This window comes from Mycobacterium sp. KBS0706 (assembly GCF_005938675.2).
Taxonomy (GTDB): Bacteria; Pseudomonadota; Alphaproteobacteria; order DSM-16000; family Inquilinaceae; genus Inquilinus.
The window spans coordinates 84,170-98,802 of record NZ_VCCH02000001.1; the positions used below are offsets into that span (position 1 = coordinate 84,170).

At 70.3% G+C, this 14,633-nt stretch carries 13 protein-coding genes; 8 read left to right on the top strand and 5 right to left on the bottom strand.

What is annotated here, in order from left to right; genetic code table 11:
• Nucleotides 1-174: 174 nt before the first annotated feature.
• Entirely contained in the window at nt 175-927 is a 753-nt protein-coding gene (locus FFK22_RS00390; RefSeq protein ID WP_186002232.1) for a ChaN family lipoprotein, read from the bottom strand.
• Between the two features lie 168 nt (nt 928-1,095).
• Here FFK22_RS00390 and FFK22_RS00395 point away from each other — a divergent pair, with 168 nt between their 5' ends.
• From FFK22_RS00395 to FFK22_RS00420, 6 genes are all read left to right on the top strand, one after another.
• Nucleotides 1,096-3,066, top strand: coding sequence for a bifunctional DedA family/phosphatase PAP2 family protein (locus FFK22_RS00395; protein WP_138887690.1), 1,971 nt, complete (start codon nt 1,096-1,098; stop codon nt 3,064-3,066).
• A 123-nt stretch (nt 3,067-3,189) separates the two neighbouring features.
• Complete coding sequence (locus FFK22_RS00400) at nt 3,190-3,945, top strand: SDR family NAD(P)-dependent oxidoreductase (RefSeq protein WP_138887689.1); 756 nt, start codon at nt 3,190-3,192, stop codon at nt 3,943-3,945.
• 48 nt (nt 3,946-3,993) lie between these two features.
• Complete coding sequence (locus FFK22_RS00405; protein ID WP_138887688.1) at nt 3,994-5,031, top strand: ABC transporter substrate-binding protein; 1,038 nt, start codon at nt 3,994-3,996, stop codon at nt 5,029-5,031.
• Between the two features lie 209 nt (nt 5,032-5,240).
• Complete coding sequence (locus FFK22_RS00410) at nt 5,241-6,473, top strand: ABC transporter permease (protein ID WP_138887687.1); 1,233 nt, start codon at nt 5,241-5,243, stop codon at nt 6,471-6,473.
• 5 nt (nt 6,474-6,478) lie between these two features.
• Nucleotides 6,479-7,291, top strand: a complete 813-nt coding sequence (locus FFK22_RS00415; protein ID WP_138887686.1) for an ABC transporter permease — start codon at nt 6,479-6,481, stop codon at nt 7,289-7,291.
• 36 nt (nt 7,292-7,327) lie between these two features.
• Nucleotides 7,328-7,663, top strand: coding sequence for a helix-turn-helix transcriptional regulator (locus FFK22_RS00420; protein WP_138887685.1), 336 nt, complete (start codon nt 7,328-7,330; stop codon nt 7,661-7,663).
• Here FFK22_RS00420 and FFK22_RS00425 read toward each other — a convergent pair.
• Together FFK22_RS00425 and FFK22_RS00430 are read right to left on the bottom strand one after the other, a co-directional pair.
• Entirely contained in the window at nt 7,660-9,072 is a 1,413-nt protein-coding gene (locus tag FFK22_RS00425; protein WP_138887684.1) for an APC family permease, read from the bottom strand. The genes FFK22_RS00420 and FFK22_RS00425 overlap by 4 nt on opposite strands.
• 237 nt (nt 9,073-9,309) lie before the next feature.
• A complete protein-coding gene (locus tag FFK22_RS00430) occupies nt 9,310-10,140 on the bottom strand; it encodes an oxidoreductase (RefSeq protein ID WP_138887683.1) in 831 nt (276 codons plus the stop codon).
• A 124-nt stretch (nt 10,141-10,264) separates the two neighbouring features.
• Between FFK22_RS00430 and FFK22_RS00435 the strand changes: the two genes are divergently transcribed.
• Both FFK22_RS00435 and FFK22_RS00440 read left to right on the top strand, forming a co-directional pair.
• Nucleotides 10,265-11,164 (top strand): LysR family transcriptional regulator, encoded by a 900-nt coding sequence (locus FFK22_RS00435; protein WP_138887682.1) that lies wholly within the window; start codon nt 10,265-10,267, stop codon nt 11,162-11,164.
• Nucleotides 11,165-11,334: 170 nt separating this feature from the next.
• Entirely contained in the window at nt 11,335-12,909 is a 1,575-nt protein-coding gene (locus FFK22_RS00440) for a calcium-binding protein (protein ID WP_138887681.1), read from the top strand.
• Nucleotides 12,910-12,969: 60 nt separating this feature from the next.
• Here FFK22_RS00440 and FFK22_RS00445 read toward each other — a convergent pair whose 3' ends face one another.
• Nucleotides 12,970-13,419, bottom strand: a complete 450-nt coding sequence (locus tag FFK22_RS00445) for a Dps family protein (protein WP_138887680.1) — start codon at nt 13,417-13,419, stop codon at nt 12,970-12,972.
• A 143-nt stretch (nt 13,420-13,562) separates the two neighbouring features.
• The gene (locus FFK22_RS00450; protein WP_138887679.1) at nt 13,563-14,573 is read right to left on the bottom strand and encodes a serine hydrolase; all 1,011 of its coding nucleotides are present in this window, start codon (nt 14,571-14,573) and stop codon (nt 13,563-13,565) included.
• Nucleotides 14,574-14,633 lie beyond the last annotated feature (60 nt).

Sequence of the window (14,633 nt, forward strand, 5' to 3'; positions counted from 1 at the left end):
GATGTGGACGCATACCGGATTTCGTGAAGAACGGCTCTTGGCCAACCCAAAGCCGTCATGGCGAGGAGCGCAGCGACGTGGCCATCCAGGGTTCCGTGCGGCTGGATGGCCACGCCCCTCCGGGGCTCGCCATGACGGTGAAGGGGCATTCGTTCCGATCGGCGCAAACTGAGATCAGATCCCGGCCGCGGCGTCCGGCGCCACCAGAGCGGTGCTGGCGTAGCCGAGGTCGCGCAGCTGGCGCGGGATGCCGTCGCGGACATGGCCGCTGCCGGCCAGCACCACGACCAGCGGGGTCCCCGTCGCCCGAGCCTCGGCGATGCGCGCGGCCATCGCCCGGTCCCACAGCAGCTGAATGTCGACGAAGCGGCGGAAGCCGCGGTTGAGGGCATCGCCCTCCGCCGCCCGGCCATGGCCGGCGAAGGCGGCGGCGAGATACCGACTGTAGTCCGGCGACGGCGCCACCGGCCGGCCGAGATCGAGGTCCGGCCAGGCCTGCAGCGCCGACCACCCCTCCTTCCCGACCGCGCGCACCACGTCGCGGTCGACATTCAGCGCGATCAGCGGGATCCGGTGCATCCGGGCGAAGGCGAAGATCGGCCGGTACAGGCCGAAATCGAAACCCCAGGACCGGTCCCAGTCGACCTCGCGCAGGAAGGCGGCCTCGTCCAGCTCGCCCGCGATCCAGGCGTCGAGCGCAGCCTGGCGGCTGCGCGGCACCATCTCCAGCCCGATGGCGAGGCCCGGCTGCTCCTCGCGCAGCGCCGCGATCCGCTGCAGTTGCCAATGATGATCGGCGACGCGGTCATGGGTCTCGCCGAGCAGCACGACGCCGCCGTCAGGCCGGGCCGGGGCGGGCGTGGCGCAGCCGGCCACGGACCAGCCGAGCAGCCCGACCAGCGCCAGGGCCTGGATCCTCCCCCTCATCGCCATTTCTTCCGCTCCCTCCGACACCCGTCTCATGTGGCAGCCTTCGCCGCCGACGGCAACCGCTTCGCCATGACGACCGGCGGGGTTGCGTCCGGCCGTCGGAATCGCGAGCTATGACACCGGTTCGAGGCAAGGAGTCGGGATGACGATTCGAACGGCAGAGGCATGACCGATATCGCGCAGGCGGTCATCGAGTTCATCGGCCAGCACCCGCATTGGGCCGGCCTCCTGATCTTCCTGATCGCCCTGACCGAATCGGTGGCGGTGATCGGGCTGTTCATCCCCGGCTCGCCGATCCTGATCGGCATCGGCGCCGTGGTCGGGCTCGGCCACCTGCCGCTGGCGCCGATGCTGGTCTGGGCAACGGCCGGGGCGATCGTCGGCGACGGCGTGTCCTACGAGCTGGGACGGCGCTATCGCGGCACCATCCTCGGCGCCTGGCCGATGAGCCGGTACCCGGCACTGATCGCCCGCGGCGAGGCGTTCTTCCACCGGCACGGCGGCAAGAGCATTGCGCTGGGCCGCTTCCTGCCGATGCTGCGGCCGATGATCCCAATGGTGGCCGGCGCGCTGGGCCTGAGGCCGCGGCTGTTCTACGTCGTCAACATCGCCTCGGCGATCGTCTGGGCGCCGGCCCATATCCTGGGCGGCGCGCTGCTGGGAGCGTCGCTGGGCGCGCTCGGTGCGGTCAGCGGCCGGCTGGTGGCGATGCTGGCGGTGCTGGCGCTGAGCCTGTGGCTGCTGGTCGTCGTCACCCGCTGGGTCTGGCGCCGGCTGGTGCCGCTGCTCGGCTGGGCCCAGCATGCGGTCCACCGCTGGGCCGTGGCCCGCGGCAGCCGCCCGGCCCGCCTGCTGGCCCGGCTCGCCGACCCGGAGGAGCCGGACCTGCGAGTCATGGCGGCGCTGGGCCTCGTGGTGCTGGTGCTGGTCGCCGGCTTCGTCAACCTGCTGCGCCTGGTCGCCGCCCATGGCGGGATGGCCCGGGCCGACGGCGCGATCAGCGGCTTCGTCCAGGCGCTGCGCACGCCCTGGGGCGATGCGGCGCTGACCGTCGTGACCATGCTGGGCGACGGCACCACCGTCACCGCGCTGGTGATCGCCGCGATCGCCTGGCTGCTGCTGCACCGGGCCTGGCACCGGGCCGGCGGCGTCGCCATCGCCATCGCCGTCACCGCCGGCTTCGTGCCGCTGGTGAAGGGCCGGCTGCAGATCCCCCGGCCGACCGACCTGTACAACGGTGCCGACGCCTTCAGCTTCCCCAGCGGCCACGCCGCCTTCTCCGCCGTGCTGTTCGGCATCCTGGGCTGGCTGGTGGCGCGCGGCCTGCCCGGGCGCTGGCAGCTGGTGCCGCTGAGCATCGCCGCGGCGCTGATCGGGCTGGTCTGCGCCTCGCGCGTCTATCTGGCGGCGCATTGGCCGTCCGACGTCGCGGCCGGGCTGATCTTCGGACTGGGCATGACGATCGCCTTCGCCATGGCCTTCCGCCGGGCGGACCCCCAGCGGATCCGGCCGCGCCGTTTCGCCGTCGCGCTGCTGCTGGCCCTCATCGTCGCCGGCGGCGCCCATGTCGCCACCGGCTACCACGGCGCCGCGGCGATGTATGTCATCCGCGACACGACCGTGACGATCCCGGCCGCGGACTGGCGGGCCGAGGGCTGGCGCCGCCTGCCGCCGCACCGCATCGACCTGGGGGGCGAGGCCGAGCAGCCCTTCCTGCTGCAATGGGCCGGGCCGCCGGATGCGCTGGCCGCCGCCCTCGCACCCGCCGGCTGGATCGCCCCACCGGGCTGGAGCGTCGCCACCGCGGCCCGCTTCCTCGACGACGCCGCCGACGCCCGCGCCCTGCCGGTGCCGCCGGTGCTGCAAGACGGGCGGATGCCGGTGCTGACCCTGATCCGGCCGGAGCCGGACGGCGCCGGGCGCCAGGTGCTGCGGTTGTGGCGCTCGGGCTATGCGCTGGAGGGCGGCGGGCCGATCCTGCTGGCGGCGCCCGGGATCGAGATGATCCACCACCCGCTCGGCCTGGTCAGCGCCATCGACGCCGAGGACGAGGCGCCGCTGCCGGAGCTGCCCGAGCTGTCGCGCCTGCCGAATGCGCAGGAGCCGGCGCCTGGGCTGGTGCTGGCCCAGCCCTGATCGGACTGCGGCATGCGGTAGCGGCAGCCATGCCTCCCCGCCCCTGGACGGATGCGGCGCCGCGCCGCATGATTGCGATGCGATCCGTTCTCAGGGATCGACCTCATCACTCCAGGTACAGTCATGTCCAGCACGGCCCAGACGGACGAGCCGAAGACCCTGATCCTGACCGGCGCCAGCCGCGGCATCGGCCATGCCACGGTGAAGCGCTTCAGCGCCGCCGGCTGGCGGGTGATCACCGTCTCGCGCCAAGCCTTCTCCAAGGATTGCCCGTGGCATGCGGGCGAGGAGGACCACGTCCAGCTCGACCTCGCCGACCTGGACGGGATCGAGCAGGGCCTGTCCGCCCTGCGGTCGCGGCTGCCCCATGGGCGGCTGGACGCCCTGGTCAACAATGCCGGCATCTCGCCCAAGCTGGCGGGCGGCAAGCGCATGGGCGTGCTGACCACCGACTATGCGACCTGGACCCACGTGTTCAACGTCAACCTGTTCGCCACCGCCCTCCTGGCCCGCGGCCTGTTCGAACCGCTGCGCGCGGCCAAGGGGACGATCATCAACGTCACCTCGATCGCCGGCAGCCGGGTGCATCCCTTCGCCGGCCCGGCCTACTCCACCTCGAAGGCGGCGCTGGCCGCCCTGACCCGCGAGATGGCGCATGAGTTCGGCGCCCATGGCGTGCGGGTGAACGCGATCGCGCCGGGCGAGATCGACACCTCGATCCTGTCGCCGGGCACCGAGGCGATGGTCGACAGCGAGATCCCGATGAAGCGGCTGGGCAAGCCGGAGGAGGTCGCCGCAACGATCATGTTCCTTTGCACCTCCGGGTCGTCCTACATTACGGGGGCCGAGGTGCACATCAACGGCGGCCAGCATGTCTGAGCGCTAAGCCGCCGCCTCGGCGGAACAAGAAAACAGGGAGTGTCCGTCATGATCCGTTTCACCCGCCTCCTGCCCGCGGCAGTGCTGGCGGCCTGCATTGCCGCGCCCGCCATGGCCCGCGACCTGACCGTGGTGTCCTGGGGTGGCGCCTATCAGGATGCACAGCGCGAGTTGTATTTCGAGCCGTTCAAGGCCGCCGGCAACCCCATGCATGACGAAAGCTGGGACGGCGGCATCGGCGTGCTGCGCGCCAAGGTCGAGGGCGGCGATTCGAGCTGGGACGTGGTCCAGGTCGAATCCGAGGAGTTGGCGCTGGGCTGCGAGGAAGGCCTGTTCCAGCCGCTGAACTGGGACGCGATCGGCGGCCGCGACGCCTATCTGCCGGCGGCGGTGAACGATTGCGGCGTCGGCGCCATCGTCTACAACTTCATCCTCGCCTATGACGGCGCCAAGTTCAAAGACGGGCCGAAGAGCTGGGCCGATTTCTGGGACGTCAAGAAGTTCCCGGGCAAGCGGGCGATGCGCCAGGGGCCGAAGACCAATCTCGAGATCGCGCTGATGGCCGACGGCGTCGCCCCGGCCGATGTCTACAAGGTGCTGGCGACGCCGGAGGGCGTGGACCGCGCCTTCCGCAAGCTCGACGAGCTGAAGCCGAACCTGATCTGGTGGACCGCGGGCGCCCAGCCGCCGCAGATGCTGGCGGCCGGCGACGTCGCGATGACCACCGCCTATAACGGCCGCATCGCCGCCGCCAACACCGCCGACAAGAAGGACTTCAAGATCGTCTGGACCGGCAGCCTGTTCACCATCGACAGCTGGGTGATCCTGAAGGGCTCGCCCAATGTCGACGCCGCCACCAAGTTCCTGGCCTATATGGGCAAGCCGGAGAACCAGGCCAAGCTGCCGACCAAGATCACCTACGGCGTCACCAACAAGGCGGCGACGCCGCTGATCGCGGCGGAATACCTGCCCGGCCTGCCGACCAACCCGGCCAACATGTCCCAGGCGGTCGAGCTGAACGCCGAGTTCTGGCTGGAGAACATCGACAGCCTGACCGAGCGCTTCAACACCTGGGCTGCGAAGTAGGTGGCCGGTCGAAGATCGGTGAAGACCTCCGTCGTGAAGCTCACATTGCCTCTCCCGCTTGCGGGAGAGGTCGGAGCCGCGCAAGCGGCTCCGGGTGAGGGGAGTTCGTCGAGGCCTGGGCCAGCCCTCACCCGGTCTCGCTGCGCGAGCCCGACCTCTCCCGCCAGGCGGGAGAGGCAATACGTTCCGCTCGTCGCAGGGATGCTGTCATGACCGCCCTCGCCGAAGACGGCACTACCATCCGGCGGTCGCTGCGGCGGGCCGGGCGCAGGCGGCGGATCGAGGCGTGGCTGCTGCTGGCGCCGCTGATCGCCTTCCTGCTGCTGGTCTTCGTGGCGCCGATCGCCGGCATGCTGTGGCGCGCGATCGACGACCGCGACGTGGGCCCGGTGATGCCACGCACCGTCGCCGCCCTGGCCGATTGGCACGGCGACGGGCTGCCGGGCGAGGACGCCTTCGCCGCCTTGGCCGCCGACCTGGCCCAGGCGCGCGCCGACAAGACCCTGCCGACGGCCGCGCGCCGCCTGAACTACGACCGCAACGGCTACCGCACGGTCATCACCAACACCGCGCGCAAGCTGCCCGACTCACCCAAAGGCAGCTGGCAGGAGACCTTCACGGCCCTCGACCCGGCCTGGGGCAGCCCCGAGATCTGGGGCGCCATCGCCCGCGCCGCCGGGCCGACCACCGATTTCTACCTGCTGGCGGCGCTGGACCTGCGCCGCGATGCCGCCGGGACGGTCCTCGCCTCCCCGCCCGACGAGGCGATCTATCGCGACGTGTTTCTGCGCACCTTCCTGGTGGCGCTGTCGGTCACCGCGCTGTGCCTGGTCATCGGCTTCCCGGTGGCCTATCTGCTGGCGACCCGGCCGCCGCGGATCGCCAACATCCTGATGATCCTGGTGCTGCTGCCGTTCTGGACCTCGCTGCTGGTCCGCACCACCGCCTGGGTGGTGCTGCTGCAGACCAACGGCGTGGTCAACGAGATCATCACCGGGCTCGGCCTGGCCGGGGAGCCGCTGCAGCTGGTCTACAACCGGGTCGGCGTGCTGGTCGCCATGACCCATGTGCTGCTGCCCTACATGATCCTGCCGCTGTACAGTGTCATGCGCTCGATCCCGCCGGCGCATCTGCGCGCCGCCTATTCGCTCGGCGCCCGGCCGGTCGGCGCCTTCCTGCGGGTCTACCTGCCGCAGACCCTGCCGGGGATCGGCGCCGGCGCCCTGCTCGTCTTCATCCTGGCGCTCGGCTACTACATCACCCCGGCGTTGGTCGGCGGGCCGGCGGACCAGATGATCAGCTGGTTCATCGCCTTCTACACCACCAGCACGGTCAACTGGGGCATGGCCTCGGCCCTCGGCCTCCTGCTGCTGGTCGCCACCCTCGCCCTCTACGCGGTCTATGCCCGGCTGGTGGGCGCCGACCGCATGCGGCTGGGCTGACCGCCATGCGGATCTTCGAAAGCCTGCGCTTCTGGCGCGCGCTGCTGTGGCTGACCGGCGGCACCACGCTGCTGTTCCTGATCGCGCCGATCCTGGCGATCATGCCGCTGTCCTTCAATGGCGGCTCCTTCCTGGTCTATCCACTGGACGGCGTGTCGCTGCGCTGGTTCGAGGAGTTCTTCGAGTCCGAGCGCTGGATGGGGGCGCTGGCCAACAGCCTGATCGTCGGCGGCGCCACCACGGTGCTGGCGACCGCGCTGGGCATCCCGGCGGCGCTGGGGCTGAACCACGCGCCGCTGCGCTTCCGCGGCCTGCTGACCGGCCTGTTGCTGTCGCCGATGATCGTGCCGGTGGTGATCGTGGCCGTCGGCCTCTACTTCGCCTTCGCCGCGGTCGGGCTGACCAACAGCTATGCCGGGCTGATCCTGGCGCACACCGCGCTGGCCGCGCCCTTCGTCGTCATCACCGTCGGCGCCACGCTGCAGGGGCTGGACCGCAACCTGCCGCGCGCCGCCTCCAGCCTCGGCGCCCGGCCGACCACCGTATTCTACCGGGTGACGCTGCCGCTGATCCTGCCCGGCGTCGTGTCGGGGGCGCTGTTCGCCTTCGTCACCTCCTTCGACGAGGTGGTGGTGGCGCTGCTGCTGGCCGGGCCGGGCCAGCGCACCCTGCCGCGCGAGATGTTCAACGGCATCCGCGAGAGCATCACCCCGACCATCACCGCCGCCGCCAGCGTGCTGATCGTGGTCTCGACCCTGATGCTGGTCGCGATCGAGGCGCTGCGCCGCCGCGGCGAAAGGCTGCGGGCCCGGCGCTGACTTGCCGGCCCCGTAGCGTCGGGAGTACTGAAGCGCATGCTTCAGCATCCCCTCGACCTGATGTTCCAGGCCCTGGCCGACCCCAGCCGGCGGGTGATGGTGGAGCGGCTGAGCCGCGGCCCGGCCTCGGTCAGCGAGCTGGCCAGGCCCTTCGCCATGTCGCTGTCGGCCGTGGTCCAGCATCTGGCGGTGCTGGAGGCCAGCGGCCTGGTGCGGTCGGAGAAGATCGGCCGCGTGCGCACCTGCCGGATCGAGCCGGCGGCGCTGCAATCGGCCGAGCAATGGCTCAGCGACCGGCGGCTGAGCTGGGAGCACAAGCTGGACCGGCTCGGCGACTTCCTCGCCGCCGCGCCGGACGAGCCCTCCCCTTAGTTCACCGGCCCGACCCCGCCGATATCCTCCATTGCCGGGTCGCCGGCCGTCTGGCCGGTGGCGCGGTTGATCAGCACCGTGACGACCCAGAGGCCGACGCCGATCGCCAGCAGGATGCCGGCGATGACGTATTGCTCGGGGTTGCGCCCGGTCCAGGGACCGGCGAGGAAGGCGCAGGTCGCGGCGCCCACCACCGGCAGGACCGTCGGGGTGCGGAAATGGCTGTGCTCGACCGGGTCGCGGCGCAGCACCAGCACGGCGACATTGACCACGGTGAAGACGCAGAGCAGCAGCAGCGCCGTGGTGCCGCCCAGCGCCGGCACGCCGCCGACGAAGCCGATCAGGCCGAAGGCCAGGAGCGTGGTGAAGCCGATGGCGATATAGGGCGTGCGCCGCCCGGCATGGACCCGGCCGAGCACATTGGGCAGCACCCGTTCGCGGCTCATGCCATAGACCAGCCGGCTGGCCATCAGCATGTTGATCAGGGCGCTGTTGGCGACCGCGAACATGGTGATGAAGCCGAAGATCTCCAGCGGGAAGCCGGGCGCGCCGGCCTGCACCACCTTCAGCAGCGGCGTCTCGCCCTCGCCCAGCTGCTCCGGCGGCACCAGGGTGATCGACGAGATCGACACCAGCACATAGATCACGCCGGTGATGCACAGCCCGGCCAGCAGCACCTTCGGGAAGATGCTGCTCGGCTCGCGGCACTCCTCGGCCATGTTGACCGAATCCTCGAAGCCGACCATGGCGAAGAAGGCGAGGGTGGTGGCGGCGATCACCGACCAGAACACGCCGCGGTCGGTGGTGCCGAACTGGGTGACGCGCGACACGTCCCCCTCTCCGGCCCCGATCGCCCACAGCCCGATGCAGATGATGATCAGCAGGCCGGTCAGCTCGACCAGGGTTAGCACGACATTGGCCTTCACGCTTTCGCCGACGCCGCGGAAGTTGACGATCGCCACCACCGCCATGAAGGCCAGGCCGATCAGGGTGACGCCGCCGGGCGACAGGCCGAGGGCGAAGGCGTTGGACAGGTTGGCGGCGAAGGCGCGCGAGGCGGTCGACGCCGAGGTGATGCCCGAGCACATCACCGCGAAGGCGACGATGAAGGTGATGAAATGGATGCCGAACGCCTTGTGCGTGTACAGCGCGGCGCCGGCGGCACGCGGGTACTTGGTCACCAGCTCGAGATAGCTGAAGGCGGTGACCAGGGCGACGGCGAAGGCCACCAGGAAGGGCAGCCAGACGACGCCGCCGACCTGCTTCGCCACCTGCCCGGTCAGGGCGTAGATGCCGGTGCCGAGAATGTCGCCGACGATGAACAGCAGCAGCAGCCAGGGGCCCATCACCCGGTGCAGGCTCGGCTCCACGGCCGGCGTTCTGCCGGCGTCCTTGGCGATATCGACCATCAATTCCCCCTTCCGACGATCGTATGCGGATATGCATGAAACAGCATTTCCCCAGGAATGTCGCCGTGGAAGCCGATGATCTCCAGGACAGAAGAGAAGAAGAAGGATTCTCCCCTTACTGTCATGCCCGGGCTCGACCCAGGCATCCAGAAGCTGTCGAGACCCTCTGGATTGCCGTCTCAAGCCCGGCAATGACAGGAAGTGAGGTGGCAATTCCTCAGTTCGACTGCGCTGTGTTCAATCCTCGAAGCCGGTCGATTCCGCCAGGCTGCGCCACTGCCCCAGCTCCTGGGCGACGAAGGCGTTCTTGGCCTCGATCCGCTCGACCGTGTCGCGGCCGAGCGGCAGGCGCACCGGCGGGGCGTCGGCGGCGACCACCTGGCGCAGCGCCTGGGCCAGCTTCTTCGGGTCGCCTGGCTGCTGGTAGTTGTGCCCGGCCGCGAAGTCGCGCATCCGGCCGACCGTCTCGGCATAGTCGGCGATCTCGGCCCGGGTCCGGATCAGCGAGCTGCCGTCCAGGAAGTTGGTGCGGAAGAAGCCGGGCTCGACCACCGTGGCGTGGATGCCGAGCGGCGCCAGCTCCGCCGCCAGCGCCTCGGTCAGCCCCTCGACCGCGAATTTGGTGGCTCCGTAGACGCCCCAGCCCGGATAGGCCTGGTAGCCGCCGACCGAGGAGATGTTGAGGATGTGACCTGAGCGCTGGCGGCGCAGCTGCGGCAGCACCGCCCTGGTCACGGCCAGCAGGCCGAAGACATTGGTGCCGAACAGCCGCTCGACCTCCCCGGCATCCGCCTCCTCGACAGCGCCGAGCAGGCCGTAGCCGGCATTGTTGACCAGGACGTCGATCCGGCCGAAGCGCTCGACCGCCGCCTTCGCCGCCGCCTGGGCCTGGGCCTCGTCGGTGACGTCGAGCGCCAGCGGCAGCAGGCTGGGATGATCGCCGAAGCGCCCGGTGATCGCCTTGGCGTCCCGCGCGGCCGCCGCCACGGCGTCGCCGCCGTCCAGCACCGCCTGGGTGATTTCGGCGCCGATGCCGCGCGACGCCCCGGTGATGAACCAGACCTTCATGATGCCCTCCTTCGAGATGCCGGACCGCCCCGCGGGCCGTCCGTGGTTTCGAATTTAAGGGCTGGCGGATTGAACAATAACCCGCTCAATCTTCCATTGGTCATTGAGAAAAGGTCAGCAATGCATGGCCCGGATCGACTTCCCCGGCCTGTCCGCCTTCGTCGCCGTGGCGACCCATCGCAGCTTCCGCCGCGCCGCGGCCGAGCTGGGCGTCTCGCCCTCCGCCGTCAGCCACCTGCTGCGCGACCTGGAGGAGCGGCTGGGCGTGCGCCTGCTGAACCGCACCACCCGCAGCGTCGCGCCGTCCGATGCCGGGGCGCGGCTGTTGCAGCGGCTGCAGCCGATGTTCCGCGACCTGGGCGACGCGCTGGAGGAGGTCAACGCGTTCCGCGACGTGCCGGCCGGCACGCTGCGCCTCAACGCCGCCCACCAGGCGGCGCGGATGGTGCTGGCGCCGATCATGGCGCGCTTCGTCCGGACCTATCCGCAGATGCGGCTGGAGATCGTCGCCGATGACGACCTGGTCGACGTCGTCGCCGGCGGCTTCGACGCCGGGCTGCGCTTCGGCGAGAGCCTGGAGCAGGACATGATCGCCGTCCGCTTCGGCCCGCGCCAGCGCTGGGCCATCATCGCCGCGCCGGACTATCTCGATGGCCGCGAGCGGCCCCGGACTCCGCATGAGCTGAAGGGGCACGACTGCATCCGCTACCGCTTCCACAGCGGCGCCTTCTTCCGCTGGGAGTTCGAGAAGGATGGCGAGGCGCTGGAGGTCGAGGCCGACGGTCCGCTGACGCTGGGCGACCAGGAGTTGATGCTGCGGGCGGCGGTGGACGGCGCCGGCATCGCCTGCGTGTTCGAGGCGGTGGCGGCCCCGGCCCTGGCCGACGGGCGGGTTGTCCGCCTGCTGGAGGATTGGTGCCCGGACTTCCCCGGCTTCTTCCTCTACTACCCCAGCCGGCGGCAGCTGCCGCTGGGGCTGCGGGCGTTCATCGACATGGCGCGCGAGGAATGGCCGGAAGCCTGACGAACCCGGGGACAGCCGCTATGAAACCGTTTCATTGCAGAATTATTGATCCCTTGGATAGAATTTAAGCTCAGGACTCCTGGTAGAATCTTCTGCAAAATCCTCTCGGAAGATTTCAGCGGCGCCGACCGCTCACGATATCCGGTGCCGCCCTGCGAAGGGGGAACGACATGGCGATTATCGAAGGAACCGAGCAGGACGATGTCCTGACCGGCACCGAGACCGACGATTCGATCTACGGCTATGGCGGCGATGACACGCTCGACGGCGGCGCCGGCGCCGACCGGATCGAGGGCGGGGCCGGGATCGACACGGCGTCCTATCAGCAGTCCGGCGGCGGCGTTTCCGTCAGCCTGCTGCTCGGGACCGCGACCGGCGGGGATGCCGAGGGCGACAGTCTCAGCGGCATCGAAGGACTGACGGGGTCCTATTTCGACGACAGGCTGGCCGGCGACAGCGGGGCGAACACGCTCCTGGGCGGCGTCGGCGCCGACGTGCTCTACGGCCACAGCGGCGACGACCACCTCGACGGCAGCTGGGGCGATGACATCCTGGTCGGAGGCCCCGGCGCCGACACGCTGGTCGGCGGCGCCGACCAGGCGGACTGGGCCTCGTACCACACCAGCGCGACCGGGGTGAACGTCGATCTCGCGACCGGGACGGGCAGTGCGGGTGACGCGCTCGGCGACGTCCTGACCGGAATCGAGAGGGTGCTCGGATCGGCCCATGACGACATCCTGACCGGCAGCGGCGGCGACGACCGGCTCCAAGGTGCTGAGGGCGACGACACGCTCGCCGGCGGGGACGGCCTCGACGCGCTCTATGGCGGCACCGGCGCGGATGCCCTGTCGGGCGAGGCCGGGAACGACATCCTCGAGGGCGGCGCGGGGGCCGACAGGCTCGACGGCGGCGCCGGCAGCAACACGGCGTCCTACCGGCATTCGGCCGCCGCGGTGACGATCGATCTCGCGACCGGCGCCACATCGGGCGGCGATGCGGCGGGCGACGCCTATGCCGGGATCGCGAATATCCGCGGGTCGGCCCATGACGACGTGCTGTCCGGCGATGCCGGGATCAACATCCTCTATGGCCAGGCCGGGGACGACCTGCTCAACGGCCATGGTGGGAAGGACCTGCTCATCGGCGGGGACGGCATCGACACGGTCACCTTCGCCGACGCGGCGGCCGGGGTGCATGTCCGGATCGACGGCGAGCCGACCTATCGGACCTGCGAGATCCGCGACGTCGAGAACCTGATCGGGTCCGCCTTCGACGACACGCTCGGCGGTACCGGGTACGCCAACCGCATGGAAGGCGGGGACGGCGCGGACTGGCTGGTCGCCGCCGGCGGCGACGACACGCTTCTCGGCGGCAGCGGCAACGACCGCCTGGACGCGGAGTATGGTGCGGATGTGCTGACCGGCGGTGCCGGCGCCGACACCTTCGTCTACCGGGTGTTCAGCGACAGCACCGTGGACGCCGCCGGCCGCGACCGGATCGAGGATTTCTCCGCGGCCGAGGGGGACTGTATCAACCTGCGGAGCATCGGTGCCGACGGCTCCTGGAACGGGAAGTTCAGCTTCACCGCGGGCGGCGCCTTCACCGGCCTCGCCGGCGAGCTGATCATCGTCGCCGGGGACAGTCTGTCGAGCGTCTACGGCGACCGCGATGGCGACCGGGTCGCCGATATGGCGATCGACGTGGTCACCGCCACCGCGCTGACCGCCGCCGACTTCGTGCTCTGATCGGAAAAGGCCCGGACCTCCCGGTCCGGGCCTTTTCTGTCCGACGGATGCCGGAGCCGCTTACGCCGCAGTGGCGCGCAGCATCCAGGCGGTCTTGTCGTGATAGGTGATCCGGTCGGTCAGCAGGTCGACGGTCGAATCGTCGCCCGCCTTCTCGCCGACCGCCAGGGCGGCCTTGGCCTGCTCCGACAGCAGCTCGTGGCTCTTGACCAGGTCCTTGACCATGGCCGGGCCGTCGATCCCGTCCTTGGGCGGCGACACCTTGGTCAGCTCCGAGAAGGCCTTGAAGCTGCCAGGCGCATATTCGCCGAGGGCGCGGATCCGCTCCGCCACGTCGTCCACCGCCGCGAACAGCTCCTTGTACTGATCCTCGAACATCAGGTGCAGCGAGCGGAACTGCGGGCCTTCCACGTTCCAGTGATAGTTCTGGGTCTTGATCTGGAGGGCGTAGGTATCGGCCAGCACCTGCTTCAGCGCGTCCACGACCGGTGTATTGGAGGCCTTGCTCATCACCCTTCTCCTCGTTTTGGGAAGCGATCGGCCCTGACTCGGGTCCGGCGCTACGGTTCATAGAATGGAATCCCCCGCCGCGAGTTCCAACCTATCCGTTGGTTTGGGGGAAGGGATCCTGATGATCGGAAATTGCAGGACCGTCAGGCCCAGTCGCGCCAGCGCGCGGCGATGCGGTTGCCGACCGACAGGCGCAGGTCCTGGATGCCGGTTTCGACCTCGCGGCTGGGATGCACCCGGTTGGTCAGCAGCGTCCAGGCGATGCCGCGGTCGAGGTCGATCCACAGGCCGGTGCCGGTGAAGCCGAGATGGCCGATGGTGCGCGGCGAGCACAGGCTGCCGCCCTTCCAGCCGGGATGGCGCCGCTCCCACCCCAGCGCCCGGCCGGGGGTCGATTGCGGCGCGCTCAGCTCGACCATCGCCGCCGGGCTGAGCAGCCGGCCGCGCAGCAGCTCCAGCGCGAAGTCGAGCACGCCGCGGACGGTGCCGAACAGCCCGGCGTGGCCGGCGGCGCCGCCCAGCGACCAGGCGTTCTCGTCATGCACCTCGCCGCGCAGCAGCCGGTTGCGCACGGCGCACACCTCGGTCGCCGCCGACTGCGCCGGCACCGGCGCGAAGGACAGGCCGGTGCCGACCGGCAGCTGGCCGAAGGCGACGCCGCGCCAGCGCTCGACCACGAAGCCGAGCAGCATGTAGTTGATGTCGGAATAGACCGGCTCGGTCTTCACCGGCCAGTGCTTGCGGATCACCGCGGTGCGGCGCTGGTCGGCCGGGCCGGGCCAGAGATAGATCCGCTCCTGCGCCGGCAGGCCGCTGGAATGGTCGATCAGCCGGCGCAGCGGGATGGCGCCATGCAGCGGCGCTGCATCCGGCAGGTGCTTGGCCAGCGGGTCGTCGAGATCCAGCACCCCCTCCTCCACCAGCCGCAGGATCTCGGTCACCGTGACGATGACCTTGGTCAGGCTGGCCAGGTCGAACGAGGTGTCGCGCTGCAGCGCCTCGGGCTTCGGCAGAGTGGTGGCGACGCCGCCCCAGCGCAGGGCGCGCTGGCCGTCGGCGGTGGCGATGCCGAGAGCCGCACCCGGAATCCGGCCATCCTCCAGGGCCAGGGCCACGGGAGCGAAAGCATGGTCGGCGAGGGTCTCGAGGCTCATGGACACGGCTCGTCGGGGCGGACGGCGTCGTTAGAGCACGGGGGCGGCGGGGCGGCAAGA